This window comes from Saccharothrix variisporea, from assembly GCF_003634995.1.
Classification (GTDB): domain Bacteria; phylum Actinomycetota; class Actinomycetes; order Mycobacteriales; family Pseudonocardiaceae; genus Actinosynnema; species Actinosynnema variisporeum.
The window spans coordinates 3,974,720-4,001,075 of record NZ_RBXR01000001.1; the positions used below are offsets into that span (position 1 = coordinate 3,974,720).

At 71.5% G+C, this 26,356-nt stretch carries 24 protein-coding genes and 2 tRNA genes; 15 read left to right on the plus strand and 11 right to left on the minus strand.

From position 1 onward, the window contains the following. Positions 1 to 11 precede the first annotated feature (11 nt). The 6 genes from DFJ66_RS17470 to DFJ66_RS17495 all read left to right on the plus strand — a co-directional run bounded on the left by DFJ66_RS17470 (position 12) and on the right by DFJ66_RS17495 (position 7,568). A complete protein-coding gene (locus DFJ66_RS17470) occupies positions 12 to 1,871 on the plus strand; it encodes an SDR family oxidoreductase (RefSeq protein ID WP_121222462.1) in 1,860 nt (619 codons plus the stop codon). Beyond that, a complete protein-coding gene (locus DFJ66_RS17475) occupies positions 1,868 to 3,448 on the plus strand; it encodes an AMP-binding protein (protein ID WP_121222463.1) in 1,581 nt (526 codons plus the stop codon). The genes DFJ66_RS17470 and DFJ66_RS17475 overlap by 4 nt, the downstream gene beginning before the upstream one ends. Before the next feature lie 35 nt (positions 3,449 to 3,483). Then, the gene (locus DFJ66_RS17480) at positions 3,484 to 4,890 is read left to right on the plus strand and encodes a LuxR family transcriptional regulator (protein ID WP_170199491.1); all 1,407 of its coding nucleotides are present in this window, start codon (positions 3,484 to 3,486) and stop codon (positions 4,888 to 4,890) included. Between the two features lie 379 nt (positions 4,891 to 5,269). Beyond that, positions 5,270 to 5,416, plus strand: coding sequence for a hypothetical protein (locus DFJ66_RS42810; protein ID WP_170199493.1), 147 nt, complete (start codon positions 5,270 to 5,272; stop codon positions 5,414 to 5,416). 77 nt (positions 5,417 to 5,493) lie between these two features. Beyond that, complete coding sequence (locus tag DFJ66_RS17490; RefSeq protein ID WP_246029796.1) at positions 5,494 to 5,985, plus strand: PH domain-containing protein; 492 nt, start codon at positions 5,494 to 5,496, stop codon at positions 5,983 to 5,985. After that, positions 5,982 to 7,568, plus strand: a complete 1,587-nt coding sequence (locus tag DFJ66_RS17495; protein WP_121222467.1) for a PH domain-containing protein — start codon at positions 5,982 to 5,984, stop codon at positions 7,566 to 7,568. Before DFJ66_RS17490 ends, DFJ66_RS17495 begins: the two co-directional genes overlap by 4 nt. Positions 7,569 to 7,611: 43 nt before the next feature. Here DFJ66_RS17495 and DFJ66_RS17500 read toward each other — a convergent pair whose 3' ends face one another. Then, the gene (locus DFJ66_RS17500) at positions 7,612 to 8,577 is read right to left on the minus strand and encodes a GlxA family transcriptional regulator (protein ID WP_121222468.1); all 966 of its coding nucleotides are present in this window, start codon (positions 8,575 to 8,577) and stop codon (positions 7,612 to 7,614) included. Between the two features lie 80 nt (positions 8,578 to 8,657). On the opposite strand from DFJ66_RS17500, the gene DFJ66_RS17505 reads away from it, so the two are divergent. Then, positions 8,658 to 9,935 (plus strand): MFS transporter, encoded by a 1,278-nt coding sequence (locus tag DFJ66_RS17505; protein ID WP_121222469.1) that lies wholly within the window; start codon positions 8,658 to 8,660, stop codon positions 9,933 to 9,935. Positions 9,936 to 9,937: 2 nt separating this feature from the next. On the opposite strand, the gene DFJ66_RS17510 is transcribed toward DFJ66_RS17505, so the two are convergent. The 3 genes from DFJ66_RS17510 to DFJ66_RS17520 are packed head-to-tail and all read right to left on the minus strand — an operon-like array spanning position 9,938 to position 12,161. Then, positions 9,938 to 10,372: a PIN domain-containing protein gene (locus tag DFJ66_RS17510; RefSeq protein WP_121222470.1), complete on the minus strand. Its 435-nt coding sequence runs from the start codon at positions 10,370 to 10,372 to the stop codon at positions 9,938 to 9,940. After that, positions 10,369 to 10,602: a DUF6364 family protein gene (locus DFJ66_RS17515; protein ID WP_121222471.1), complete on the minus strand. Its 234-nt coding sequence runs from the start codon at positions 10,600 to 10,602 to the stop codon at positions 10,369 to 10,371. The genes DFJ66_RS17510 and DFJ66_RS17515 overlap by 4 nt, the downstream gene beginning before the upstream one ends. 44 nt (positions 10,603 to 10,646) lie before the next feature. Beyond that, positions 10,647 to 12,161, minus strand: a complete 1,515-nt coding sequence (locus DFJ66_RS17520; RefSeq protein WP_121222472.1) for a helicase HerA-like domain-containing protein — start codon at positions 12,159 to 12,161, stop codon at positions 10,647 to 10,649. An 83-nt stretch (positions 12,162 to 12,244) separates the two neighbouring features. Between DFJ66_RS17520 and orn the strand changes: the two genes are divergently transcribed. From orn to DFJ66_RS17535, 3 genes are all read left to right on the plus strand, one after another. Then, positions 12,245 to 12,874, plus strand: a complete 630-nt coding sequence (gene orn, locus DFJ66_RS17525) for an oligoribonuclease (protein ID WP_121222473.1) — start codon at positions 12,245 to 12,247, stop codon at positions 12,872 to 12,874. A gap of 63 nt (positions 12,875 to 12,937) precedes the next feature. Next, positions 12,938 to 13,013 (plus strand) — tRNA-His (locus DFJ66_RS17530). Positions 13,014 to 13,076: 63 nt separating this feature from the next. Continuing rightward, positions 13,077 to 14,705 carry an ABC-F family ATP-binding cassette domain-containing protein gene (locus DFJ66_RS17535; RefSeq protein WP_121222474.1) on the plus strand — a complete coding sequence of 543 codons (1,629 nt, stop codon included), beginning with the start codon at positions 13,077 to 13,079 and terminating at the stop codon, positions 14,703 to 14,705. 15 nt (positions 14,706 to 14,720) lie between these two features. Here the strand turns inward: DFJ66_RS17535 and DFJ66_RS17540 are convergent, their stop codons facing one another. Then, positions 14,721 to 15,914, minus strand: a complete 1,194-nt coding sequence (locus tag DFJ66_RS17540) for a L,D-transpeptidase (protein WP_121222475.1) — start codon at positions 15,912 to 15,914, stop codon at positions 14,721 to 14,723. A 213-nt stretch (positions 15,915 to 16,127) separates the two neighbouring features. Between DFJ66_RS17540 and DFJ66_RS17545 the strand changes: the two genes are divergently transcribed. Then, a tRNA-Lys gene (locus DFJ66_RS17545) sits at positions 16,128 to 16,200 on the plus strand. A gap of 96 nt (positions 16,201 to 16,296) precedes the next feature. Here DFJ66_RS17545 and DFJ66_RS17550 read toward each other — a convergent pair. Then, positions 16,297 to 16,959 (minus strand): hypothetical protein, encoded by a 663-nt coding sequence (locus tag DFJ66_RS17550; protein WP_246029797.1) that lies wholly within the window; start codon positions 16,957 to 16,959, stop codon positions 16,297 to 16,299. A 72-nt stretch (positions 16,960 to 17,031) separates the two neighbouring features. On the opposite strand from DFJ66_RS17550, the gene DFJ66_RS17555 reads away from it, so the two are divergent. Together DFJ66_RS17555 and DFJ66_RS17560 are read left to right on the plus strand one after the other, a co-directional pair. Next, a complete protein-coding gene (locus tag DFJ66_RS17555) occupies positions 17,032 to 18,153 on the plus strand; it encodes a DUF2786 domain-containing protein (protein ID WP_121222477.1) in 1,122 nt (373 codons plus the stop codon). Positions 18,154 to 18,203: 50 nt separating this feature from the next. Then, a complete protein-coding gene (locus DFJ66_RS17560) occupies positions 18,204 to 19,235 on the plus strand; it encodes a hypothetical protein (protein WP_147459293.1) in 1,032 nt (343 codons plus the stop codon). 67 nt (positions 19,236 to 19,302) lie between these two features. On the opposite strand, the gene DFJ66_RS17565 is transcribed toward DFJ66_RS17560, so the two are convergent. The 5 genes from DFJ66_RS17565 to DFJ66_RS17585 all read right to left on the minus strand — a co-directional run bounded on the left by DFJ66_RS17565 (position 19,303) and on the right by DFJ66_RS17585 (position 22,588). Further along, complete coding sequence (locus DFJ66_RS17565) at positions 19,303 to 19,569, minus strand: GlsB/YeaQ/YmgE family stress response membrane protein (RefSeq protein ID WP_121222479.1); 267 nt, start codon at positions 19,567 to 19,569, stop codon at positions 19,303 to 19,305. Positions 19,570 to 19,609: 40 nt separating this feature from the next. Then, positions 19,610 to 20,140, minus strand: a complete 531-nt coding sequence (locus tag DFJ66_RS17570) for a hypothetical protein (RefSeq protein WP_121222480.1) — start codon at positions 20,138 to 20,140, stop codon at positions 19,610 to 19,612. A 41-nt stretch (positions 20,141 to 20,181) separates the two neighbouring features. Next, positions 20,182 to 21,240, minus strand: coding sequence for a DNA cytosine methyltransferase (locus DFJ66_RS17575; protein WP_121222481.1), 1,059 nt, complete (start codon positions 21,238 to 21,240; stop codon positions 20,182 to 20,184). A 177-nt stretch (positions 21,241 to 21,417) separates the two neighbouring features. Then, complete coding sequence (locus DFJ66_RS17580; RefSeq protein WP_121222482.1) at positions 21,418 to 21,864, minus strand: very short patch repair endonuclease; 447 nt, start codon at positions 21,862 to 21,864, stop codon at positions 21,418 to 21,420. After that, positions 21,854 to 22,588 (minus strand): hypothetical protein, encoded by a 735-nt coding sequence (locus DFJ66_RS17585; protein ID WP_121222483.1) that lies wholly within the window; start codon positions 22,586 to 22,588, stop codon positions 21,854 to 21,856. Before DFJ66_RS17585 ends, DFJ66_RS17580 begins: the two co-directional genes overlap by 11 nt. A gap of 73 nt (positions 22,589 to 22,661) precedes the next feature. Here DFJ66_RS17585 and DFJ66_RS17590 point away from each other — a divergent pair, with 73 nt between their 5' ends. Together DFJ66_RS17590 and DFJ66_RS17595 are read left to right on the plus strand one after the other, a co-directional pair. Then, positions 22,662 to 25,547, plus strand: a complete 2,886-nt coding sequence (locus tag DFJ66_RS17590) for a DEAD/DEAH box helicase (protein WP_246029798.1) — start codon at positions 22,662 to 22,664, stop codon at positions 25,545 to 25,547. Next, positions 25,540 to 26,352 carry an SWIM zinc finger family protein gene (locus DFJ66_RS17595; protein WP_121222485.1) on the plus strand — a complete coding sequence of 271 codons (813 nt, stop codon included), beginning with the start codon at positions 25,540 to 25,542 and terminating at the stop codon, positions 26,350 to 26,352. Before DFJ66_RS17590 ends, DFJ66_RS17595 begins: the two co-directional genes overlap by 8 nt. The last annotated feature ends 4 nt before the right edge of the window (positions 26,353 to 26,356 follow it).

The window sequence follows — 26,356 nt, forward strand, 5'->3', positions numbered from 1 at the left end:
AGTATCGAGCCGTGGGCACCTACTTCGTCACCGGCGCGACCGGCTTCCTCGGTCGCCGCCTGGTCGAGAGGCTTCTGGCTCGACCCGACTGCGACCACGTGTTCGCCCTGGTCAGGCCGCAGTCAGCCGACCGGGTCGCGAAGCACGACAAGCTCACCGTCGTCCCCGGCGACCTGACCGCCCCGCTGGACTTCGCCCAGCCCGTGGACCACGTCGTCCACCTGGGCGCGGTCTACGACCTCACCGCGCCCGACGACGTCCAGCGGCGCACCAACGTCGACGGCACCCGGCACGTCCTCGACCTGGCCCGGACCCTCCGGGCCACCCTGCACCACGTCTCCTCCATCGCGGTCGCCGGCGACTACCGCGGCACCTTCCACGAGGACGACTTCGACCTGGGCCAGCAGCACCCCTCGCCCTACCACCGCACCAAGTTCGAAGCCGAGAAGCTCGTCCGCGCCGACAAGACGACCCCGTGGCGCGTCTACCGCCCGGCCGCGGTCGTCGGCGACTCCACCACCGGCGAGATCGACAAGGTCGACGGCCCGTACTACTTCTTCCCCGCCATCGCCGCGCTCGCCCACCTCCCGACCAGGCTCCCCCTGGTCGCCCCGCACTTCGGCGCGACCAACATCGTCCCGGTCGACTACGTCGTCAAAGCCCTCGACCACCTGATCCACGCCGACGTCCCGGACCACAGCACGTTCCACCTCACCGCCGACAACGTCTCCCTCACCGACGTCTACAACGCCCTCGCCGCCCCCGCCGGAGCGCCGAAGGTCCGCGCCGCCTGGCCGTCCCTCCCCCTCCCGGCCGCCCCGACCAGCGCGATCCTCACCGGCACCCTCACCGAGCTGGGCATCCCGCCGCAGGTCCTCCCCCACCTGGCCCTCCACGCCACCTTCGACTCGACGACCACCAGAACCGTCACCGGTCTCGAACCGCCGCCCCTGCACACCTACGCCGACGTCCTCTGGCGCTACTGGCAGGACCACCTCGACCCGCTGCGCGCCGCGCGCAAGCACGGTCTGGCCGGCCGCACGGTCCTGATCACGGGGGCGTCCTCGGGCATCGGCCGGGCCACCGCGCTCGCCGTCGCGCGCAAACGAGCGACCGTCCTGCTCGTCGCCCGCCGCGCGGAGGAGCTCGACCAGGTCGCCGAGGAGATCCGCCAAGGCGGCGGCACCGCGCACACCTACCCGTGCGACCTGACCGACGCCGAGGCCGTGGAAGCCCTGCTCAAGCGGGTGCTCGCCGACCACGACGGCATCGACATGCTGGTCAACAACGCCGGCCGCTCGATCCGCCGGTCGGTCCACCTCAGCGTCGACCGGCTGCACGACTACGAGCGCACGATGGCGTTGAACTACTTCGCACCGCTGCGCCTGATCCTCGGTCTCCTCCCGCACATGCGGGAACGCCGGTTCGGGCACGTCGTGAACATCTCCAGCATGGGCGTGCAGATCGGCACCCCGCGCTTCTCCGCCTACCTGGCCTCGAAGTCCGCGCTGGACGCGTTCAGCCGGGTCGCGGCGAGCGAGACCGTGGCGGACGGCGTCACCTTCACCTCGGTCCGGATGCCGCTGGTGCGCACGCCGATGATCGGACCCTCGAAGGTCTACGACGCGTTCCCCGCCGCCACTCCGGAACGTGCGGCACAGTGGGTGTTGCGCGCGCTCGAACGCCGCCCCGAGGAAGTGAACCTGCCACTCGGCGTCCTGGTCGAACTGGCCCGGAAGGTCGCCCCGAAGACGATGAGGTCGTTGGTGCACTTGGGATACCGCGCGATGCCGGAACGAAGCGAACGCACGTCACCGCTGGCCGCCGTGGCCGCCGGCGTGACGCGCCTGACCCTGCGGGCGTTGCGGTGAACCGGGTCGCGGGCGCGGCCCGCGCGCTGCTGGTCCTGGTCAAGGCCGGGGTCGTGCGGCCGATGAACCCCCTCAAGCTGCTCAAGGTCCTCGACGCGTACCTCCAGTGGGACATCACCATCGCGTCCGGGTTCGCCATCGGCGCGGCCCGCCACCCCGACCGCCCGGCCATCGTCGACGAGCTGGGGTCGTTGTCCTACAAGGAAGTCGACGAGCGCACCACCCGCCTGGCGCACGGCCTGCGCGACCTCGGCGTCACCGCCGGGAGCAAGGTCGCGGTGCTGTGCCGCAACCACCGCGGGTTCATCGAGACCACCACGGCGTGCGTGAAGATCGGCGCGGACACCGTCCTGCTCAACACCGGCCTGAGCGCCGGCCAGATCGCGACCGTGCTGCGCGAGCAGGACGTCTCCGTCGTCGTGGCGGACACCGAGTTCCGCGACCTGCTGACCAACGCCCCGCGCAAGGTCCGCCGCGTCATCGCGTGGGTGGACAGCCCCACCAAGAGCCGCACCCTCGACAAGCTCATCGCCGGCTCGCCCGCCACCCCGCTGCCCCGACGCCCGCCGCGCGGCCGGCTGATCGTGCTCACCTCGGGCACCACCGGCGCGCCCAAGGGCGCCAAGCGGCCCGAACCGGCCAGCCTGATGCCGGCCGCCGCCCTGCTCTCGCGCATCCCGCTCAAGGCCGGCGACCGGTTCGCCGTGCCCGCGCCGCTGTTCCACACGTGGGGCCTGGCGGCGTTCCAGATCGGGCTCGTGCTGGGCGTGACGTTCGTGCTGCGCCGCAGGTTCGAGCCGGCCACGACGCTCGCCGACGTCCGCACCCACCGCGCGGACGCGTTGTTCGTGGTCCCCGTGATGCTGCAACGCATCCTCGAGCTCGACCACCGCGCCCACCTGCCGCACCTGCGGGTCGTGGCGTCCAGCGGCTCGGCGCTGCCGCCGCCGGTCGCCAAGCGGTGCCTGGAGGAACTCGGTCCCGTCCTCTACAACCTGTACGGCTCGACGGAAGTGTCGTGGGTCAGCATCGCCAGGCCCGACGAACTGGCCCGCCACCCCGACACCGCCGGCCTGCCGCCGCAGGGCACCCGCGTGGAGATCCTGGACGACCAGGGCCGCCCCGTGCCGCCGGGCGCGACCGGCCGGATCTTCGTCAGCAACGACATGCTCTTCGACGGCTACACCAACGGCAGCGGCAAGGAGGTCCGCGACGGCCTGATGTCCACCGGCGACGTCGGCTACCGCAACGGGTCCGGCCTGCTGTTCGTCGCCGGGCGGGACGACGAGATGATCGTCTCCGGCGGCGAGAACGTGTACCCGCGCGAGGTGGAAGACCTGCTCGCCGACCTCAAGGGCGTGCGCGAGGTGGCGGTGGTGGGCGTGCCGGACGACCAGTTCGGCCAGCGGCTGGCGGCGTACGTGGTGTGCGACGAGCCGGGGGCGCTGGACGCCGAGGCCGTGCGCGAGCACGTGCGGGAGAACCTGGCCAAGTTCTCGGTGCCCCGCGAGGTGGTGTTCCTCGACGCCCTGCCCCGCAACGCCACCGGGAAGGTCCTGAAGCGCGAGCTGGGGTGAGTATCCTGCCGGTCGGGGGGCGAGCGAATCCGATGATGCCCATTCCACACCCAAGCCGGGCCACACCCGACGGCACCGCGGCCGAGGCGGCTGAACCGGCCGAAACGCCTCGGCGCACCCGTCCGGCGGACCCGCGGGCGGGAGCCCTGGCCAACCTGCGGGAAGCCCGCCGCGCGCTGGACGAGGGCCGTCCCGGCGACGCCATGGAAGCCGCCGAGAAGGCCGTCGCCGCCTTCTCGTGGCTCGACGACGCGGAGGGCGTGGCGTTCGCCGTGCTCACCCAGTCCATCGCGCTGGGCAAGCGCGGCCTGCTGCCCGGCGCCCTGGACACCATCGACCGGGTCCGCCAGATCGCCTCCGCCAACCGCCACACCCAGCTCCAAGCCTGGTGCAGCTACGCGCAGGCCGTGGTCGAGCTGCGCCTGGACTCCCGCGAACGCTCGATGCACTCCCTCTCGCGCGCCCTCGGCCTGGCCGAGCTGACCGGTGACCACGAACTCGTCGGCGCGATCCTGTTCGAGCAGGCCACGCTCATGCGCACCCAGTACCACGAGCACTGCATGACCCGCTCCGACGCCGCCCGGTGCAGCTCGGACGGCGAACCGTGCCTGCGCAAGCTGCGCCGCGCCGAAGCCCTGTGCGGCCAGGTGCGGGAGAAGTGGAAGCCGCTGGACGACCCGATCCGCATGGCCCGGGTCAACCTGCTGCTCGCCCACGTCCGCCTGGACCTCGGCGACGTCGACCGGGCGCTGCGGGCGTGCCGCCGCGCCGACCAGCTGCTCGCCGGGCACGACCGGCCGGTGCTCAAGGCCGAGCTGCTCATGGCCCGCGCCCGGGTCAACGGGGCCCGTGGCCGCAACACCGACGAGGTCCGGCAGCTCGCCCACGCCGCCGAGCTGGCCATGGGGTGCCTGGCGCGAGAGGTGGCGGTGCGGGCGCACGGTGCGCTCAGCGTCGCCCACGAACGCACCGGCCGGCTCGACGCGGCCCTGCGGCACGCCCGTGCCCAGCTGGAGCAGTACCGGCTGTGGGAACTCCAGGAGGGTCGCGACCTGCTGAGGATGCGCGAGCACGACCTGTCCGCGCGGCTGGTGGAGCAGTTGGCGCACCAGCGGTTCGAGCCGCGCCGCGAAGCCACCGTGGCCCGCCGGCCGGACCGGCGCGAGCCGCTGCGCGCCACCTCCACCGCCGAACAGGTCAGCCGGCGCATCGCCCGCGCGTTGGCCGCGGGCCTGACCAAACGGGGCATCGAGGTGCTCCGGAGGGTCGCGTCCGGGGAGAGCACCGCCGCCATCGCCGCCGACCTGGGGCTGTCCCCGAAGACCGTGCAGAACCACCTCCAGCGGATCTACCGGACCCTCGGCGTGCGGGACCGCGCCGGCGCGGCCGTGTGGTGGGTGGACGCGGGCGACGGGGCCGACAGCCGATCACCCAGTGGCTGAGAACACAGTCCCACTACGTCGTGACCGGGATGGCCGAGCGGTGCCGCCAATGGTGGGATGTTCACGACGAACGCACCACCGCGCTTGGGGGATTTGCCTATTCCGCTGTGTCAGAACTGGGTGATGAGCCGCACGACACCTGTGTGCCATGCTCCGCTTGGACGCTTCTCCCTGCGTCCCCTGGCGAAGCGGCGGTAGTGCGATGCGGTTGGTCGGTGGGCAGTGGGGCCCCGCGGACCTCCACCCGCGCGCCGCGGCGCCGGGTGCCCACCGGCCGTGCGGGTGCGGCCGGTCGATCAGGCGGAACCGGCCCCGCCGCGCCGGCCGTACGGCCAACCCCCTCCAGTCCAGGCCGCTACCGATCGAACGGAGCCAGACGATGGTTGTGAACGCGATCCGCAGAATCCTCGCCGTGGCCGCGCTGTGCGCGGGCCTCGGGGCGGTGCTCGCCGCCCCCGCGGTCGCCGAGGTGCAGGGCCAGAGCACGGCCACGGAGATCTTCACGCCGCCGTACGTCCAGCCGTAAGTCTCGAAAGCCTCGACGAAAGTCGCCCAGGGCCGGGTCCGCGACACGCGGGGCCGGCCTTGGGGCACAGTGGACCCGTGAGCACCGATCAGCTGCGTCTTCGGGCGCCTCGGCACCGGGTGAGTCGGAAGTCGATCACCCTCTGGACCCTGCACGCCGTGCTCGGCTGGACCGTCCTGCTGGTGCCCCAGATCGTCGCGCTGGTGTTCAGCCGCACGCCGTGGCAGGTCACGGCAGCCGTCGCCACGCTGGTCGTGGGCGTCGCGCACACCCTGGTCATGCCGCGCTGGCGGTACCGGGTGCACCGCTGGGAGGCCACCCCGGACGCCGTCTACACGCTCGCCGGGTGGCTCAACCAGGAGTGGCGCATCGCGCCGGTGTCCCGCATCCAGACCGTGGACACCAAGCGCGGCCCGTTGCAGCAGCTCCTGGGCCTGTCGACGGTGACGGTGACCACGGCGTCCGCCGCCGGTCCCGTGCACATCGAGGGCCTGGACCACGACGACGCCGTGCGCCTGGCCGACGAGCTGACCACCACCACCCAGGCCACCCCGGGCGACGCGACATGACCGCCGACCACCCCGCCTCCCCGCCGGCCCACCCCGCCACGCCACCGGCCCACTCCGCGTCTCCGGCGGCCCACCCCGCGTTGCCGCGGGCCCACGCCGTCTCCCCGCTCGACCTGCCGCCGGCCCCGGAACCCCCGGCCCCGGTCGTGGACTGGCACCGGCTGGACGTCCGGATGCTGGTCGTCCGGCCGCTCAACGAGATCATCAACCTGGTCCCGGTGTTCCTCGGCCTGCTGGTGCTCGGCAAGGGCGAGACCTGGCGCGTCCTGACCAGCGTCGGCGTGATCGTCGTCATCGTGCTGCTGGGCCTGCTGCGCTGGGTCACCACCCGCTACCGGATCACCGCCGACCAGGTGGAGCTGCACACCGGCCTGTTCGTGCGCAAGCGCCTGGCCGTGCCGCGCGACCGGATCCGGACCGTCGACCTGACCGCGAAGCTCGGGCACCGCGTGTTCGGCCTGTCCGCGATCCGGGTCGGCACCGGTCAGCGCGACCAGCCCGGCGAGGACGGCCTGACCCTGGACGCCGTGTCCTCGGCCGAAGCCGAACGCCTGCGCGTCCTCCTGCTCACCCAGACCGCCGCCCCGTCGGCCCCGCGGGAGGAGCGACCCGGCACCGTGCTGTCCGCTTTGGACAAGCGCTGGCTGCGTTACGCGCCCCTGACGCTGTCCGGCCTGGTCGCGGTCGGCGCGCTGTTCGGCCTGGTCACCAACTACGCCCGCGAGCTGGACGTGGAGGTGCTCGGCCCGCTGACCGACGCGGCGCACTGGGTGGTCGAGCAGCCGCTGTGGCTGACGGTGTCCCTGTTCGTCGGCGCGGTCCTGGTGATCGCCGGTGTCGGCTCGGTGCTGGTCTACGTCGTGCAGTTCTGGGGCTACCGGCTGACCCGCGAGCCCGACGACACCGTTCGCGTGCAACGAGGTCTGCTCACCACGAGGTCGGTTTCGGTTGCCGAACAACGACTTCGCGGTGTCGAGATCGAGGAACCCCTGCTGCTGCGCGCGGGTCGGGGCGCGCACGCCAAGACCGTGACCACCGGCCTGGGCCGCAAGGGGGAGAGCAACCTGCTCCTGCCGCCGGCGCCCGTCACCGAGGCCCACCGCGTCTCGGCCCTGGTCCTGCGCCAGGAGGACCCGCCGACCCGGGCGCCGCTGCGCCGCCACCCCGTCGCCGCCCTGCGCCGCCGCCTGGTCCGCGCGGTCGTGCCGCTGCTGGTCGTGGCCGCCGTCCTGGCCTACCTGGCACCGCCCTGGGCGTGGGTCCCGGTGATCCTGCTACCGCTGTCGGCGCTGCTGGGCTGGGACCGCTACCGCTCCCTGGGGCACGCCCTGACCGACCGCTACCTGCTGGCCCGCCAGGGCTCGATCATCCGGGAAACCGTGGCGCTGCAACGCACCGGCATCATCGGCTGGCGGATCTCGCGGTCGTTCTTCCAGCGCCGTTCGGGCCTGGTGACCATCTCGGCCACCACGGCGGCCGGCGACGGCGTCTACCACGTGGTGGACGTGAGCGAGGCGGACGGCCTGGCCCTCGCCGAGGAGGCCGTGCCGGACCTGCTGCGGCCGTTCCTGGAACGCGGCTGAGCCCGACCGCGTCCAGACCGACCGCGCCCAGACCGACCGCGGTTCAGGCTGACCGGAACGTGGAGCGGTAGGCGCTCGGGGACACCCCGAGCAGCGCGCTCATCTGCTGGCGCAGCGCCGCGCCCGTGCCGAACCCGGAGCGCCGCGCCACCTGGTCCACCCCCAGGTCCGTCGTCTCCAGCAGGTGCCGCGCCAGCTCCACCCGCCGCTCGGTGATCCACTTGCCCGGCGACACCCCGGTCTCCTCCCGGAACCGCCGGGTGAACGTCCGCACGCTCATCCGCGCCCGTTGCGCCAGCACGCGCAGCTCCAGCGGGTCGGCGAGGTGCTCCAACGCCCACGCCCGCGCCGGTGCGGTGGAGGTCTCCGGCACGTCCGGCACCGGGCGCACGATGAACTGCGCCTGACCACCAGGCCGCCACGGGGGCACGACACAGCGCCGCGCGGCCCGGTTGGCGACCTCGGTGCCGTAGTCGTCGCGCACCACGTGCAGGCACAGGTCGATCCCCGAACCGACCCCCGCCGAGGTGAGCACGTCCCCGTCGTCCACGAAGAGCACTTCCGGGTCGAGGTCCACCAGCGGGTACAGCTCGCGGAACCGGTCGGCGTGCATCCAGTGCGTCGTGGCCCGCCGCCCGTCCAGCAGTCCCGCCGCGGCCAGCACGAACGCCCCCGTGCACGTCGACATGACCCGCGCCCCGCGCGCGGAGGCCGCCCGCAGCGCCGCGCACACCTCCGGGTCCACGACCCCGTCGAGCACCTCGGAGGCCGGGTTGACGCCCGACACCACGACCGTGTCGACCTCGGCGAGCAGCTCCAGGCCGTGGTCCGGGGTCACCGTGAACCCCGCCGTGCTGCGCACGGGCCGGCCGCCGGGGGTGCAGGTCCGGACCCGGTAGTAGCGGCGGTCCTCGTCGTCCCGGGCCGCGCCGAACACCTGCGAGGGTGTGCCCAGGTCGAAACCCACGACCTCGTCCAGCGCGAGCACGGCGACCTCGTGGCGGTCCATGGCCGGATTCTTTCACACGTTGTCTGGCCGGCCACTTCCGTGCGGCCGACCGATCATGGAAGCTGGTCCACGTGACTGGGATGAACGTGACTGGGAAAACCCAGAACTGGGCTTGGGTGGTTGCCGGGGTGTCGTTCGTGGCACTCGTGGGGGCGGCCGCCTTCCGCGCCACCCCGGGCGCGTTGATCGAACCGCTGCAGGCGGAGTTCGGCTGGTCCAGGGGCCTGATCGGCCTGGCCGTGTCGGTGAACCTGGTGCTGTTCGGGGCGACCGCGCCGTTCGCCGCCGCGCTGATGGAGCGCTTCGGCGTGCGGCGGGTGGTGGCGTTCGCGCTGGTCATGGTGGCCATCGGCAGCGGTCTGACGGTGTTCATGACCGCCGCGTGGCAGCTGGTGCTGTTCTGGGGCGTGATCGTGGGCCTGGGCACGGGGTCGATGGCGCTGGCGTTCGTCGCCACCATCACCGGCCGGTGGTTCATCAAGCACCGCGGCCTGGTGACCGGTGTCCTGACGGCCGGCGGCGCGACCGGTCAGCTGGTGTTCCTGCCCGCCGTGGCGTCGCTGTCGGCGTCCTCGGGGTGGCGGTCGGCGGCGCTCATGGTGTCGGCGGCGGCGCTGGCCGTGGTGCCGCTGGTGTGGTTCCTGCTGCGCGAGTACCCGGCGGACCTGGGCGTGCCGCTGTACGGGGGCACCGAGGTCGTGCCGAGGCCGGAGAAGACGTCCGGCGCGGCCCGCCGTGCGATCGGCGCCCTGACGACGGCCGCCCGCAGCGGCCCGTTCTGGTTCCTGGCAGGCGGTTTCGCGATCTGCGGCGCCACCACGAACGGCCTGGTGGGCACCCACTTCATCCCCGCCGCCCACGACCACGGCATGCCCACGACGACCGCCGCGAGCCTGCTGGCGCTGGTCGGCATCTTCGACATCGTCGGCACGATCCTGTCCGGCTGGCTCACCGACCGCGTGGACTCCCGGGTGCTGCTGGCGGCGTACTACACGCTGCGCGGCGCGTCCCTGCTGGTGCTGCCGCAGCTGTTCCACGAGTCGGTGCACCCGAGCATGCTGGTGTTCATCATCTTCTACGGCCTGGACTGGGTGGCGACCGTGCCTCCGACCGTCGCCCTGTGCCGCGAGGTCTTCGGTCAGTCGGCTCCGGTGGTCTTCGGCTGGATCTTCGCCTCACACCAACTGGGCGCGGCCTTCGCAGCCACGGCAGCCGGCTTGACCCGCGACCACTTCGGCAACTACCACCCGGCCTGGTACGCAGCCGGCGCGCTGAGCATCGGTGCGGCGTTCCTGTCCATGAAGGTCCGCCGCAAGACACCGACACCCAGCGCACCGGTGGTCGCGCAGGCCGCCTGAGGTCAGCCTCCGGGGCGGAACGGGTTGTGCACCTTGAGGTTCACGAACTTCCGACCGTCCTGGAGGTCCTCGGACAACAAGGTCTCCGCACCGGACAGCAGAGCCGCTTCCACAATCAGCGCGTCCCAGAAGTTGATCGTGTGCTCTTCCTCCAACTTGGTGGCGGAGACGATCAGCAGCGGAGTCGTCTCGACCACGTGCCATTCACTCAGAGCTGCGATGACCTGCCGCGCCTGCACGCGGTCCATCGGCACTTTCATCTTGCGCCTGACCACGTTGTAGAACTCTTGAAGCACTTGGGTGCTCACCGCACCCGTACCGTCATGCCACAGTTCCTGAAGCACCTCCTTGGCGATGCGGTGCCGATCGCCCCCATCCGGATCATGGGCGTACACAAGGATGTTGGTGTCTACGAAGACGCGCGCACTCTGGCTCACCGGTCGTAAAGCTCCTCACGGGTCCAAGCAACCACGCCTCGGCCGGTCGGCCGTTCGAGCGCGTCCAGTGCCCGCTTCTTCGCCTGTTCGTAGCGCTCGTCCTTGGCGGCGAGCACGCGCACCTGCTCCGCCAGCAGGGCGCTGACCGAGGTGTTCTTCCGGGCTGCCACGACCTTCGCCTGCTGGATGACTTCCTCTTCCAGCTGGAGTGTTATGTTCCGCTTCACCATGCACCACAGACTATCACGTGGTGCACGTGATTTTTACGTGGGCGTCAGCGGCGCTTGCGGGCGGTGCCGAACAAACCGCGGGTGATCTCGCGACCCAAGGCGCTGGCGGCTGAGCGCAGGAAGGACTTCACCGCCGAGTTGCCCAGCACCTTCTCCACCACGCTGGGCTCCTCCCGAGCCGGTGCCTCCGGTTCCGCAGCAGGAGCCTCAGGGGGAGGCGCGACCTTGGCCGCCAGCTTCTCGTAAGCCGACTCGCGGTCCACCGTCTCGGCGTACTTCCCGTGCAGCTCCGAAGAAGCCGCCGCCTGCTTGATCGCGTCCGCCCCGACAGTGTCCATCAAGGACCGCGGCGCACGAAGTCGGGTCCACGCAACAGGAGTGGGCGCACCCTTCTCGCTGAGCACGGTCACCACCGCCTCGCCGATCCCCAACGACGTCAACGCCTTCTCCAGGTCGTAGTGCGGCGATGTCGGGTACGTCTTGACCGTCTTCGCCAGCGCCGCCTGGTCCTCCGGCGTGAACGCCCGCAAAGCGTGCTGCACCCGCGCACCCAACTGCGACAAGACCGCGTTCGGCACATCGGTCGGCAACTGCGTGCAGAAGAACACCCCGACACCCTTGGACCGGATCAGCTTCACCGTCTGCGTGATCTGCTCCAGGAACGCCTTCGACGCGTCCGCGAACAGCAAGTGCGCCTCGTCGAAGAAGAACACCAGCTTCGGCTTGTCCAGGTCCCCTTCCTCCGGCAGTTCCTGGAACAGCTCCGCCAGCAACCACATCAGGAACGTCGAGAACAACGCCGGCCGCGCCTGCAACTCCGCCAGCTCCAGCAACGACACCACACCGCGCCCGTCCGAGGACGTCCGCATCAGGTCGCGCGGGTCCAGCTCGGGCTCGCCGAAGAACGTGTCACCGCCCTGCGCCTCCAGGTTCACCAGCGACCGCAGGATCACCCCCGCCGTCGCCGACGACACCCCGCCCAGTCCCTTGAGGTCCGCCTTGCCCTCCTCCGACGTCAGGTGCGTGATCACCGACCGCAGGTCCTTGGTGTCCAGCAGCGGCAGGCCGCGCTGGTCGGCCCAGTGGAAGATCAGGCCCAGCGTCGACTCCTGCGTGTCGTTGAGCCCCAGCACCTTCGACAGCAGGATCGGCCCGAAGCTGGTGATCGTGGCCCGCACCGGCACGCCAGCGCCGCCCGTGCCCAGGGACAGGAACTGCACGGGGAACGCGGCGGGCTGCCAGTCGTCGCCGGTCTCCGCCGCCCGGGTGGTGATCCGGTCGTCGGCCGCGCCCTCCCGCGACAGCCCGGACAGGTCGCCCTTCACGTCCGCCATGACCACCGGCACGCCCGCCGCCGACAGCTGCTCCGCGACCAGCTGCAACGTCTTGGTCTTGCCGGTGCCGGTGGCGCCCGCGACCAGGCCGTGCCGGTTCAGGGTGGCCAGCGGGACGCGCACGCGGGCCGTGGGTTCGACCGTGCCGTCGACCAGCACCGCACCGAGTTCGATGGCCGCGCCCTCCGACGCGTAGCCCGCGGCGATGTCGCTCTGAGCCGTCATTGCAGCGAGCGTAATGAGATTGGTAGGTCCCGCCACTCGAAGCGATCGCGGCGTCCGACCACCCGACGACTAGGCTCGCGCGGGTGATGGATCGCTTGGTGTGGATCGACTGCGAGATGACCGGGCTCGACCTGGGCAAGGACGCCCTCATCGAGATCGCGGCGCTGGTGACCGACGCGGAGCTCAACGTGCTCGGCGAAGGGGTGGACGTGGTGATCCACGCCGACGACACCGCGCTGGACTCGATGCCGGAAGTCGTGATGGCGATGCACGCCAAGTCGGGCCTCACCGAGGAGGTCCGCCGCTCCACCGTGACGCTCGCCGACGCCGAGGCCCAGGTGCTGGCCTACATCAAGGAGTGGGTCCCGGACCCGCGCACCGCCCCGCTGGCCGGCAACTCGATCGCCACCGACCGCGGCTTCATCGCCCGGGACATGCCCGAGCTGGACGCCCACCTGCACTACCGGATGGTGGACGTGTCCTCGATCAAGGAGCTGGCCCGGCGCTGGTACCCGCGCATCTACTACGCACAGCCGGAGAAGGGCCTGGCACACCGGGCGCTGGCGGACATCCGCGAGTCGATCCGGGAGCTGGCCTACTACCGGCGGACGGCGTTCGTGCCGCAGCCCGGCCCGTCCACCGAGCAGGCGCAGGCGGTGGCGGCGGAGCTCCTGGCCGCCGACCGCGCCGAGGGCTCCGGCCCCGGAAAATAGGGTCGATTTCAGTCCCGGCGGTAGGGCACTGTATGCTTCATGCCGCCGGGTCGACCGGTCTTGGTGGGTGTAGCTCAGCTGGCAGAGCACTGGGTTGTGATCCCAGGTGTCGCGGGTTCAAGTCCCGTCACTCACCCCAAGCGAAACGCCCCCTGGCCACCCGGCCCGGGGGCGTTTTTCTCATTCGAGGAGTTCAGTCGCAGTGAGCGCCACTCTCGTCGCGAAAGGCCTCGCCGCGGGCCACGGTGACCGCGTGCTGTTCTCGGACCTGGACCTGGTCGTCGCGCCCGGTGACGTCGTCGGCCTGGTCGGGGTGAACGGGGCCGGCAAGTCGACCCTCCTGCGCACCCTCGCCGGCCTGCTCCCGGCCGAGGAGGGTGTGATCCGCCTCTCCCCCACCACCGCGACGGTCGGCCACCTGCCGCAGGAGCCCGAGCGCCGCCCCGGCGAGACGGTCCGCGACTTCCTCGCGCGCCGCACCGGTGTCGCCGCCGCCCAGGCCGAGCTGGACCGGGCCACGGAGGCGCTGGCGGAGGGCGTGGACGACGGGTACTCCGAGGCGTTGGAGCGGTGGCTCGCGCTGGGCGGCGCGGACCTGCCGGAACGGGCCGAGGAGGTCGCCGCGGACCTCGGGTTCACGATGAGCCTCGACCAGCCCATGACGTCGCTGTCCGGCGGTCAGGCGGCCCGCGCGGGCATGGCGTCGCTGCTGCTCAGCCGGTACGACGTCTTCCTGCTCGACGAGCCGACCAACGACCTGGACCTGGACGGCCTGGCCCGGCTGGAGGCGTTCGTCACGGGCCTGCGCGCCGGCACCGTGCTGGTGTCCCACGACCGCGAGTTCCTGGCCCGCACGGTGACCCGCGTGGTCGAGCTGGACCTGGCCCAGCAGCAGGTCCGCTCCTACGGCGGCGGCTACGAGGCGTACCTGGAGGAGCGCGAGATCGCCCGCCGGCACGCCCGCGAAGACTACGAGGAGTACGCCGCCACCCGCCAGTCCCTGGAGGAGCGGGCGCGGGCGCAGCGGGCGTGGATGGAGAAGGGCGTCAAGAACGCGCGGCGCAAGGCCGGCGACAACGACAAGATCGGCCGCAAGTTCCGCACGGAGGCGACCGAGAAGCAGGCGTCCAAGGCCCGGCAGACCGAACGGCTCATCGAACGCCTGGAGGTCGTGGAGGAGCCGCGCAAGGAGTGGGAGCTGCGGATGGAGATCGCCGCCGCCCCGCGGGCCGGTGCGGTGGTCGCGGTGCTGCGCGGGGCCGTGGTGCGGCGCGGCGAGTTCACCCTCGGCCCGGTCGACCTCCAGATCGACTGGGCGGACCGGGTGGCCATCACCGGCGCCAACGGGGCCGGCAAGTCCACGCTCCTGGCCGCCCTGCTGGGCCGCGTCGACCTCGCGGAGGGCACGTCGTCGCTCGGGCCGGGTGTCGTGGTCGGCGAGATCGACCAGGCGAGGGGGTTGTTCCTGGGCGACGAGGCCCTGGTGGACGCGTTCGGCGCGGCCGTGCCGGACATGACCCCGGCCGACGTCCGGACGCTGCTGGCGAAGTTCGGGCTGAAGGCGGCACACGTGCTGCGGCCGGCGGCGTCCCTGTCACCGGGTGAACGCACCCGCGCGGCACTGGCGCTGCTCCAGGGCCGGGGCGTGAACCTGCTGGTCCTGGACGAGCCGACGAACCACCTCGACCTGCCCGCGATCGAACAGCTGGAGCAGGCCCTGGACACCTACACCGGCACCCTGCTGCTGGTCACGCACGACCGCCGCATGCTCGACGCAGTGCGCACGACCCGCCGCCTGGAAGTGGCGGCGGGTCGCGTCAAAGACCTCTGACCTGCTGTTTCAGCTTCAGCGGTTGCCGCCGGTGACCCACTGCGCCCACGGGATCTGCCAGTCGCCGAAGCCGTCCGTGGGCTCCAGCGCCGGGCCGCCCGAGTTGGTGACGATCACGACGTCACCGGGCTGGGAGATGTCGTAGACCCAGCGGGCGTTCTCGGGCGAGAGGTTCAGGCAGCCGTGGCTGACGTTGCGGTTGCCCTGGTCGGCGATGGACCACGGGGCGCTGTGGAAGAAGATGCCGCTGTGGGACATCCGGGTCGCCCACTGCACGTCGGTGACGTAGCCGCCCGCGTCCAGGGCCAGGCCGTAGGTGCGGGAGTCCATGACGATGTTGGCGTGCTTCTCCATGAGCACGTAGGTGCCCACGGGAGTGGTGTTCTGCGCGTTGCCCATCGAGGTGGGCATGGTGCGGGCGACCTGGCCGTTGATCTTGGTGACGACCTGGTGCGTGCCGCCATCGGCCTCGTGGATGATCGAGTCGCCGATGGTGACCGTGGCGTTGCGGTCCTCTTCGCCGTAGACGCCGTTGCCGAGGTGCTTGCCGTAGACCTTGGCGTTGATGGTGATCTTGGTGCCGGACGCCCAGTAGTTCTGCGGGCGCCAGTGCACGGTCTTCTCGTCGAACCAGTAGAACGCGCCGTCCACCTTGGGCTCGGTGGTGATGCCGATCATGGCCTCGGCCGCGGCCTTGTCGGCGATCGGCTCGTCGAAGGAGAACGAGAGGGGCTGGCCGACGCCGACCGTCCACCCGTCGAGGGGGTAGATCGACAGGAAGGTCAGGGTGCGCGGCTGGACGGTGGTGAAGGTGGAGGTCTTGGTGGCGGTCTTGCCGTCCGCGCCCTGGCCGGTGACGGCGAGCGTGTAGCTCTTGCCGTAGCCGAGGGGCTCGGTGCTGGTCCACTGGAGGCCGTCCGGCGAGAGCTGCCCGGCGACGGCCTTGCCCTCGGGGTTGGTCAGGGCGACCTGGGTGAGCTTGCCGTCGGTGGCGGTGGCGACGACCGGCACGCCGGGCGCCACGTCGACGGCCTGGTCGGCGGGCCCGGTGCTCAACGTCACGGGCTTGGCCGGCGGTGTGGTGGACGTGGTCGTACTGGACCCGGTGGTGGAACCGCTCTCGGTAGCCCCACTGGCCGAACACCCGACCGCCACCAACGCGACCAGCCCGATCGCAACCGCTCTCAGCGTCCCCCGCCTGACCGACATCCCCTGGCCTCTCTTCCCTCTCGACACCCCAACGGGTGTCCCCACACAAGGTGACGCCTGGAGGGTTGACGTTGTTGCCCGAGATGCCGGATCGTTACCCCCGCGAAGTTCCCCTTGGACCAAGGGCACGCACACCGCCCCTGACCAGGCGATTGGGAACCGCGTAGGACGCTGTGCTAATGTTTCTCCCGTCGGAAGGGCCAAGCCCCTCCAGCGCCGCTAGCTCAACTGGCAGAGCAGCTGACTCTTAATCAGCGGGTTCGGGGTTCGAGTCCCTGGCGGCGCACTTCCCGAAAGCCGGGTCGCATTACGCGGCCCGGCTTTTTGCTTTGGCGGGTTTTGTGTTTTTCGTGGTTGAGGTCACATTTTTCGGCGGCGGGCTTCAGCCGAAGGCCAGGGCGATGCGGCGGCCCGCGAGCAGGCGGGTTCGGTGGACTTCTTCGTCCACGTCCAGGGTGGGGTTGCGGTCCAGGCGGTGGAAGGACTTGGCCAGGAGCCAGTGGGCCGCTTCCGGGTTGATGCGGTGCAGGGGGCCGTGTTCGGCGAGTTTGTCGTGCGCGGTGGTGATGTTCCGGGTTACGAAGGCTTTGCGGACGACGCCGCCGGTCAGTTCGTCGATCAGGAAGACCATGGCGTGCTCGTCGGTGAAGCGGTACGTGCAGAGCAGGGCCAGGTAGCCGGCGTCCAGTGAGCGGTCGCAGATCCAGGAGTCGCCGGTGGACAGGGCCGGTTTCGCGGCCGGGACGGCGTTGGCGGCCCATTCGCGGGGGCGGCCGGTGAGCATGGCGGCCAGGAGGCGGAGCAGGCGGTCGTTGCGGCGGGTCGGGCGGGTGGTGGCGTGGTCGATGACGCCGGCCCAGAACTCCTCGTCAGCGGTGAGGTCGGACACGGCGGTGCTGACCGTCAGCTCGGCGTCGAGCGGGTCGGCGAGGTGGGGCAGTGCCCGGCAGCGGTCCAGGAAGCGCCGTTGGGCCGGGGTCAGCGGCGTCCCCTGTGGACGGTGGACGACCACGAACGGCCGCCGGGTGCGGGTCTTCCGGCTCACCGCGCGAGGCTGGCACGTCCACCGCCGCACCGGGCGCAGCGACACCGCGCGGCGGGAGGAGAATCACCGATCGTGGACACCCTGCGCGACGCGATCCTCCGGGCGGCGACCAACCGGCGCGCCCCGCTGCCGCGCACCGGCGGTCTGGACGCGGCCGATGTGGACGGTGCGGCTCGTGACGTCCTGGACCGCATGCTGGTCGGGTTGTGGGAGCACGGGTGGCTGCCGGTCGACGTCGTGGAGGCCGTGCGGCGGGCTGCGGAGCCGCGGGCCGAGTCGGTCGTCGTGGACGCGGTGGCGCGGACGCTGGCCGGGTACCGGTCGCTGCACCCGGCGTGGGTGGAGCAGGCGGCGGCGGTGGACGCGGTCGTGTGGTGGGACCCGGCGCAGCCCTACCTGCCGCAGTGGGCGGCTCGGCACATCGAGGTGCTCGACGAGGCCGTGGCGGTGGTCGTCGCGGCTCTGGCGGCGTTGATCCCGCTGCCCGCCTTGCCCGAGATCGTGCCACCGCCCGGGTCGCCCCTGGCCGACGTCACGCACCACCACGTGGACCCGAAGGTGCTCAAGCGGGTGCGGGGGTTGTTGGCGAAGGCCGAGTCGACGGCGTTCCCGGAGGAGGCGGAGGCGTTGTCGGCGAAGGCTCAGGAGCTGGTGACGCGGCACGCCCTGGAACGGATGCCGACCGAGGTGGCGACCACCGCGTCGAGGCGGGTGTGGTTGGACAAGCGGTACTTCGACGGCAAGGCGCAGATCGTGCATGTGGTGGCGGAGGCGAACCGGTGCCGGGCGGTCGTATATGACCTGGGATTCGTGGCGTTGGTCGGCGAGGAACTGGACTTGGAGATCGTGGAGCTGTTGTCGGCTTCGTTGTTGGTCCAGGCGACCCGCGCCATGGTGGCGGCGGGTGATGGGGCGCGGAAGGGCGACGAGTCGCGGTCGTTGGCGTACCGGAAGTCGTTCTTGCTGTCTTATGCGCACCGCGTGGGCGAACGCTTGAAGGCAGCGAACGAACCACCGACCGACGACGACCGGTTGCTGCCCGTGCTGGCGGAGCGGAAGCGGGCGGTCGACCAGCTCTTCACCACCCTGTTCACGCGCACGGTGTCGAAGTCCACCCCGATCAGGAGCGAGGCAGGCTGGCAGGCCGGACGCGCGGCGGCGAACCGAGCCGACCTGGACGTCCGACGGTCCTGAGGCCTGCCGATGTCACGCCGGGGTGCGGTCGGCGTCCCTAGGATCGGCGCATGACGCGTCCGTTAGTCCTCTTGGCGCCCTCGTACGGCAACCCGCGCACCATCAAGCGTTTCCAGGAGACCATCGAGAACGAGGTCGAATTCGCCTCGGCCCGGCTCGGTCACCTGCTCGAACCGGCCCACCTCGACGGACTGCGCGCGCTCCACCCGTCGGGCTTCGCCCGGTTCTGGGGTGCGACCGCCAAGCACGACGCCGACATGGATCGCCTGACCATCGGCGACATCGTGGTCTTGGTCGGCGGCAAGAAGGTGCGCGCGGCCGGCGAGATCGGGTTCCGGTTCCGCAACCCCGCCTTCGCCGACGAGCTGTGGGACCAGTACGAGGATGGGCAGAGCTTCGTCAACGTCTACACGGTCACCAACCTCCAGTGGATCGACCGCCCGATCGAGGACCTGTGGGCGGTGGACGGGTTCCGGCCGAAGGATTTCGTCTACGGGCAGCGGTTGTTGCAGGACGAACGGGCCGGGCGGGTGCTGCGGGCGTTCGGTGTCCGGTACAGCCTCGCCGAGGCCACGTTGGAAGCGCGGCTCAACGAGGCCAGCCGTGTGCTGGGCGGGTCCAAGGTGATCCCCGTCGAAAACACCGGAACCAGCCCTGTCGTGCAGCGCATCACCGCACGGGTGATCGCCGCGGAGCGGGTGGAGGCGCAGTTGGTCCAGCGGTATCGCGCGTTCCACTCGGCGAGCGGCTTCACCAGCTTCCGGACGCCGGCCGGGCACCGGGCCGACCTGTACCTCGAAGAGGACGGGTGGGTCGAGATCGTCGAGGCCAAGAGTCTCGCCGACCACGACAAGGTCCGGGAGGCGGCTGCGCAGTTGTTGGACTACGCCGCGCAGAGCCCCAAGCCCGTGACCCGGTTGACCGCGCTCTTCCCCGAACGACCCGCCGACGGCAGCGTCCGGTACCTGCACAGGCTCGGCATCGACTGCGTCCACCACCGCCCCGACGGCTTGTTCGTCCGGGAGGACGCCGACGACGTGCGTCGCCAGCACATGCTCCCCGTCTGGCACGGGCCCGCCTGACACCCGCGGTGAGGTGCGCTGGGCCGACGGGTGGTCGGCCCAGCGCCGTGAGGGTCCTCAGGCGTGGTCAGTGGTGGGCTTTGGAGCGGTTGGAGAGGGCTGTTACGCCTACCCCGGCCAGGCCTACCTGGAGGGCCAGTTCGATCCAGTCGATGCCGTCCGTGTCGGCCACGCCGATGATCGACGCCGCGAACGTGCCGACCAACGCCGCCGCTATGCCCACCAGCATCGTCATCAGCAGGGAGATGTGCTGCCTGCCGGGCACGACCAGGCGGCCGAGGCCGCCGATCGCGATGCCGATGAAGATGGCCGAGATGATGCCGGTGATCTCCACGTGAGGTCCCCTCCTCGATGGTGCGCGGTCCCCACGAGCATCACTCGACTCCCTCCCCCGGCGAATCGGGTTCCTCCCTGAGAACGCCCTGATGCCGACCCTGAACTCCGAGGACGGTCGCCGCCTCCGCCGACAGGGCACGGCCCGGGATGTCCGGGTCGCAGCCGATGCGGGCCAGGCGGGCGCGGATGGAGGTGGCGGAGCGTTCGTGGGTTCGGGCCAGGGTGCGGATCAGGTCGGTGGTCGGGGTGTCGGGGGTGGCGTCCATCCAGGTGGCGCGGAGGTGGGCGTCGAGGTCGTCGGTCCAGGGTTGGTTGGCGTTGGCGGGGCGGGAGCGGGGCGATCGGGGTGGGGGTGCGCCGAGCCTGCCCAGGGCGTCGAGGACCTGGGCCAGGAGCTTGCCGACCGCGGCGCCGGCGTCCAGGGGCAGCCTGAGCGAGCCCTCGGCCACCATCGCTCCTGTGGTGTCGGTGCCGGTCAGGTCCAGGAGCAGGTCCGGGTCGGCGGCCGCGCGCAGGCGGTAGGTGGTGGTGCCGATGCGGGTCTGGGTTTCGTACGTGGTCGTCGTCATGCTCGTGAAGCTACGACGGGGGTACGACAAAGCCAGGCGTGTCAGCAGAGGGGGCAGTCGGAAGTTTTTTCCGCGGTGCCGTCGAGGTGGGGTTTGAGGTGGTTGGCGATGGCGCGGGCGAGGGTGGGCGGGACGGCGTTGCCGATCTGGCGGGCCACCTCGATCTTCGTGCCGCACCACTCGAAGTCGTCGGGGAAGGACTGCAGGCGCGCGGCTTCCAGGTGCGTGATCGGGCGGTCGTGCTGGGGGTGCAGGTAGCGGCCCTTCTCGGGCTTGTAGAACTCGGTGCGGATGGTGAGGGACGGTTCGTCCCAGCGCATCCGGCCCATCACGTCGGTCGTGCCGGTCTTCTTCTCCCGCCAGCAGCGGGGCAGGAGGTGGTCGGGCAGGTCGAACCGGCCGCCGCCGGGCGGGATGTGGCGGTAGCGCTCGACCGACAGCGGGGTCGGGTTGCGGCCGATGTGCAGGTCCGGGCTCTTGTGCCGGCCGGGCAGCTCGACGCCGAAGAACTCGACGCGCGAATTCGGCAGCGCGGTGGTGCGGGGGCGGTCCGGGAGGCCGGTGAGGACGTCGCGGACGGTGTGCCAGCGGGGTTTCGGGTGCGTCGGGGTGGGCAGCGGGATGCGGCCGACGCGGGAGCCGATGACGATGGCGCGGCGGCGGCGCTGGGGCACGCCGAAGTCGGCGGCGAGCAGGAGTCCGGCGCTGAGTTCGTAGCCCTTGGTCTCGGCTTGGAGCAGGGCGAACTCGGTGGAGGTCAGGAAGCGGTCGACGTTCTCGATGACGAAGACCTTGGGCTTGGCCTTGCGGACGAAGCGCAGGTACTCGCGCCAGAGGGAGTTGCGGGGGTCGTCGACGTCCTTGGAGCCGAGGTTGGAGAAGCCCTGGCACGGGGGGCCGCCGACGATGACGTCCGCTCGGGGGATGGCGCGGTTGGGGATGGCGGCGATGTCGGACCAGGTCATGTGGTCCTCGCCGAAGTTGGCCGCGTAGGTGGCGGCGGCGTGCAGGTCCCACTCGACCGCCATGACCGGGTGGTAGCCGCCCGCCGAGGCGAAGCCGGAGGTCATGCCGCCGCAGCCGGCGAAGAGGTCGATCATGGACAGCACGGGGGCCAGGCTAGCCGGCCGGAGGTGGGTGCTGATACCGACACGCCGGCGAGCGTGGCGCGAAGGGTCGGAGGGGGCCGGCCTCCGGCCCTGATGCCCGGCGGGGATGGCCTCCGGCCCCCGATGACCATCGTCCCAGAGGGGTACGACAGTGGTGGGCGTCGTGGGTCAGGGGCGTTTTGGCGGGCGGCGGGTGGCGACGGCCGTGTGGATGCGGGTGGCGGCCGTGGTGGGGTCTTCGTGTTCCCAGACTCGGACGGAGAGCCAGCCGGCTTCGGCCAGGAGGTGGTCGGTGTTGGCGTCTCGGGCCTGGTTGGTCTCGATCTTGGTGCGCCAGAAGTCGCTGTTGCGCTTGGGCCAGGTGCCGTGGTCGGGGCAGCCGTGCCAGAAGCAGCCGTCCACGAAGACCGCGACCTTCGCCGGGCCGAACACGACGTCCGCCTCCCGCCGCACGGCCTTGATCGGGCGCTGGTGCACCCGGTAGCGCAAGCCCAGGCGGTGGAGTTCCTTGCGCAGCGCTACCTCGATGCCCGTGTCCCGGGAGCGCTGCTTGCTCATCCGTGCGCTGGTGTCGGCCGTCGTCGGGAGGTTCGGCACGCGGTCATCATGGACCATCGGGGTACAGGATTCGGCGGAGGCTCCTCGCTGCTCGGTCCAGGTGGTGGCGGGAGGGGAGGGTGACCTGGCCGACCTGTTCGTGGTCGGTGAGCGCCAGGTCGTGGAAGAAGAACGGCGGCATGGCGTGGATCAGGAGGGGTGTCGAGCGGTGGGGGCCGCCGCGGGGGTTGAGGATCAGGCGTTCCGCCCACGCTTCGACGTGGAAGACCAAGTCGGCCAACGGGTGCACGCGCACGTCCAAGCCCGACTGGCGGAGGTGCGCGATCACGGACAGGTAGCGCAGGAAGTCGGCGAAGTGCCGGACCACCTTGTGGCGCATGGCGTTGCGGGCCAGGGTGCGGTCGGCGGTGGAGGCGATCGCCTCGGCGGCCGGGGTCCACAGCATGGACCTGGTCGGCTCGTCGGACTCGCAGAACTCCCGGAACTCGTCCCAGACCGGTAATCGGCCCAGGCGCTCGACGACGTGGTGTGCCACGTGGGTGAAGGGGAATGTCGGCTGCCAGAGCCGGATCTCGGGGACGTCCGGTGGTCGGTCGGTGTCGGGGAGGCTTGAGCAGGCTGAGCGGATCTCGTCGGGGGTGATTCGGAGGACGGCGGCGGTGGCGTGGGACATCACCCGCTCCACCAGCGGTGTGCGGTCGCGGAACCAGCCGTTGAAGCGGTACCTCGTCTCCTGCGTGACGTTGAAGGTCTTGCGCACGTCCAGAGCGGTGATCGTCATGACCCAGAGGGTACGGACGAGCACCGACAGTCCCGGCGAATGCGCAGGTCGGGGACCGCCTAGAGTCGGGGGCGTGTTGGTGCTCCACGGGCTGTGCGCGCCCGACGGGCGGACGGCCGTGTGGGCCGAGGACGCCCGGCTCCCGGTGAAGGTCGGCTCGCGGCTGCCCAAGTCGCCCGTGCCGCACCCGTTCGCGGTGGACGGCGCCGACCTCGCGGCCCTGCTGGACGGCAAGCACGGCGAACTGGTGGTCCGCCTCCCCTCCTACGCCTCCGGACCGGCCGAGTCGCCGGAACTGGTGCGCGACCCGCTGGCCAAGCCGCCGGTCCGGCGGGGCGCGGTGCGGCTGCGGTCCTGGGTGGTGCCGGTGGTGTGGGTGGACGACGTGCCCGACGCGCTGCCCGAAGCCCGGCTCGGCGCGTCGGCCCGCTACCTGGGCGAGGTGGTCGCGTTCGCCCGGGACCTGGTGGCGCGCGGACGGGTCGTGCCCGGTGGCGACGCGCGCTGGCGGGCGGTGCCCGAACGGTTGCGGCTGACCCGGTTGCGGGAGGCCATGCCACCCGCGTTCCGGGCGGTGGACGGGGTCGACGACCCGCTCGACGCCGTGCTGGACGCGGTGGTGGACAAGGAGGTCCGCGGCCGGCTGCGGGACGTCGAGGTCGACGGGCACGGGGTCGTGGGGCGGTGGTTGAAGGCGCTCACCGGCGCGGGCTCGGCGCCACGCGACGACGCCCTGGTCAACACCGTCGAAGCGTGGCGGTCGGAGCAGTCGGAGCTGGTGCGGACGTGCTTCCGGCTCGCCTCCCCCGAGCAGGGCGGGCCGGACCAGGAGGGGTGGCGGCTGGAGTTCCTCCTCCAGGTCGTGGACGAGCCGAGCGTGCTGGTGCCGGCCAAGGACGTCTGGCGCCACGACGCCGTGTTGCGGCGCTGGACGCCCCGGCCCGAGGAAGTCCTGCTCGGTGACCTGGGCCGGGCCTCGAGGCTGTTCCCGGCGCTGGACCGCGCGCTGGCCGAGCGCCACCCGGTCGCCCTGGACCTCGACCTGGACGGCGCCTACGACTTCCTGACCCGCGCGTCGCTGCTGGCCGAGGCCGGGTTCGGGGTCCTGCTGCCGTCGTGGTGGCGGCACCCGCGGCAGATCGGGCTGTCGCTGACCGCGACCACCCGGGGCGCGGCCGGGGTCGTGGCCAAGGAGAGCGAACTGGGCATGAAGGCCCTGCTCGACTACCGCTGGGACCTCGCCCTGGGCGACGAGAAGCTCACCGAGGCGGAACTGTCCGCGCTGGCCAAGGCCAAGTCGCCGCTGGTCCGGGTGCGCGGCCAGTGGGTGCACCTGGACCGCGCGCGGCTGGCCGAGGGCCTGGCGGTGCTGGGCAGCGGGCGGATGACCGCCGGGCAGGTGCTGCGGATCGCCGCCCAGGACGATCCCGACCTGCCGCTGCCGGTCACCGCCGTGCACGCGGACAGGTGGCTCGGTGACCTCCTGTCCGGCGAGGCGGAACAGCGGCTGGACCCCGTGGAACCGCCGGAAGGGCTGACGGCGGTGCTTCGGCCGTACCAGCTGCGGGGCTTGTCGTGGCTGGTGTTCCTGGACCGGCTCGGGCTCGGCGCGTGCCTGGCCGACGACATGGGGCTCGGCAAGACCGTGCAGCTGCTGGCGCTGGAGGCGTACGCGCGGCAGCACCTGACCAGGCCGCCCACGTTGCTGATCTGCCCCATGTCGGTGGTCGGCAACTGGCAGCGCGAGGCCGAGCGGTTCACGCCCGGCCTGAAGGTCCACGTGCACCACGGCGGCGACCGGGTCGCGTCGGCCCTGCACGGCGGGCACGACCTGGTGATCACGACCTACGCCGTGGCCACCCGGGACGCGTCGGCGTTGGCCGAGGTGGAGTGGGACCGCGTGGTGCTCGACGAGGCCCAGAACGTCAAGAACAGCGCCACCCGCCAGTCCCAGGCGGTCCGGGCGCTCCCCGCGCGGCACCGGGTGGCCCTGACGGGGACGCCGGTGGAGAACCGGCTCGCCGAGCTGTGGTCGATCATGGACTTCGTCAACCCCGGCCTGCTGGGCACGGTCAACACCTTCCGCGCCCGGTACGCCGTGCCCATCGAGCGGCACCACGACGACGACGCGGCGGTCCGGCTGCGCGGGATGACCCGGCCGTTCGTGCTGCGCCGGCTCAAGACCGACCCGCAGATCATCACCGACCTGCCGGAGAAGATCGAGGTCAAGCAGCTGTGCACGCTGACCGCCGAGCAGGCCACGCTGTACCAGGCAGTCTTGGACGACATGTTCGCCCGGATCGCCGAAGCGCAGGGCATCAAGCGCAAGGGCCTGGTGCTGGCGACCATGTCCCGGCTCAAGCAGGTGTGCAACCACCCGGCGCAACTGCTGGGCGACGGGTCCCGGATCGCCGGGCGGTCCGGGAAGCTCGCGCGGCTGGAGGAGGTGCTGGAGGAAGCGCTCGCCGATGGCGACAAGGCGTTGTGCTTCACCCAGTTCACGAAGTTCGGCGCGATGGTCGTACCGCACCTCTCCGCGCGGTTCGACACGGAAGTGCTGTACCTGCACGGCGGGACGCCCGCGAAGGCGCGCGACGAGATGGTGCGGCGGTTCCAGGAACCCGGCGGGCCCTCGGTGTTCGTGCTGTCGTTGAAGGCGGGCGGGACCGGGCTCAACCTGACCGCGGCGAACCACGTCATCCACCTCGACCGGTGGTGGAACCCGGCGGTGGAGGACCAGGCCACGGACCGGGCGTTCCGGATCGGGCAGCGCTCGCACGTACAGGTGCGCAAGTTCGTGTGCGTGGGCACGGTGGAGGACCGGATCGACCGGATGATCGAGGAGAAGCGCGGGTTGGCGCAGTTGGTGGTCGGGGCCGGGGAGGACTGGTTGACCGAGCTGTCCACGGCCGAGTTGCGGGACCTGTTCGCGTTGTCCGGGGAGGCCGTCGGTGAGTGACTGGCACGGCGAGCGCCCGTACTCGCGACCCAACCGGGTCGAGGGCGGGTTGACCTTGCGCAGCAAGCGGGGCGAGGTCGCGCGGACGTGGTGGTCGCGGCGGTTCATCGACGTCCTCGAGTCGTTCGGGATGGGCGGGCGGCTCGCGCGCGGGCGGACCTACGCGCGGACCGGGCAGGTGATGTCGTTGTCGCTGTCCACCAGCGTGGTGGTGGCGCTGGTGATGGGGTCGCGACCGGAGCCGTACCGGGCGCGGATCGGGGTGCGGAAGTTCTCCGACGAGGACTGGGTGCGCATCGAGCGGGCGTTGGCCGACCGGGCCGTGTTCGCGGCCAAGCTGCTGGCCGGGGAGATGCCCGCGGAGATCGAGGAGTTGTTCGAGGGGCTGGGGTTGGCGTTGTTCCCGGCCTCGCCGCGCGAGATGTCGATGGACTGCACCTGCCCGGACTGGGAGGTGCCGTGCAAGCACCTGGCGGCGGCCTGCTACCTGCTCGCGGAGTCGTTCGACGCGGACCCGTTCGAGATCCTGGCCTGGCGCGGACGCGGTCGGGACGACCTGCTGGAGCGGTTGCGGGAGTTGCGCGCGCCGATGCCCGCCGCAGGGACGGCGGTCGACGAGCGGTTGCCGGCGTTGGACACCGTGCTGGACGCCTTCTGGCAGCGGCCCCGAGCGGAGGCGGTGCCGGCACCGGACGAGCCGGTGGCCCACCACCCCGGGGCGGTGTTGGACCGGTTGGGACCCCTTTCTGTTCGCGGGCGGTCGGTGACCGACGAGCTGCGGCCGTTGTACCGACGACTCGGTTGACGGT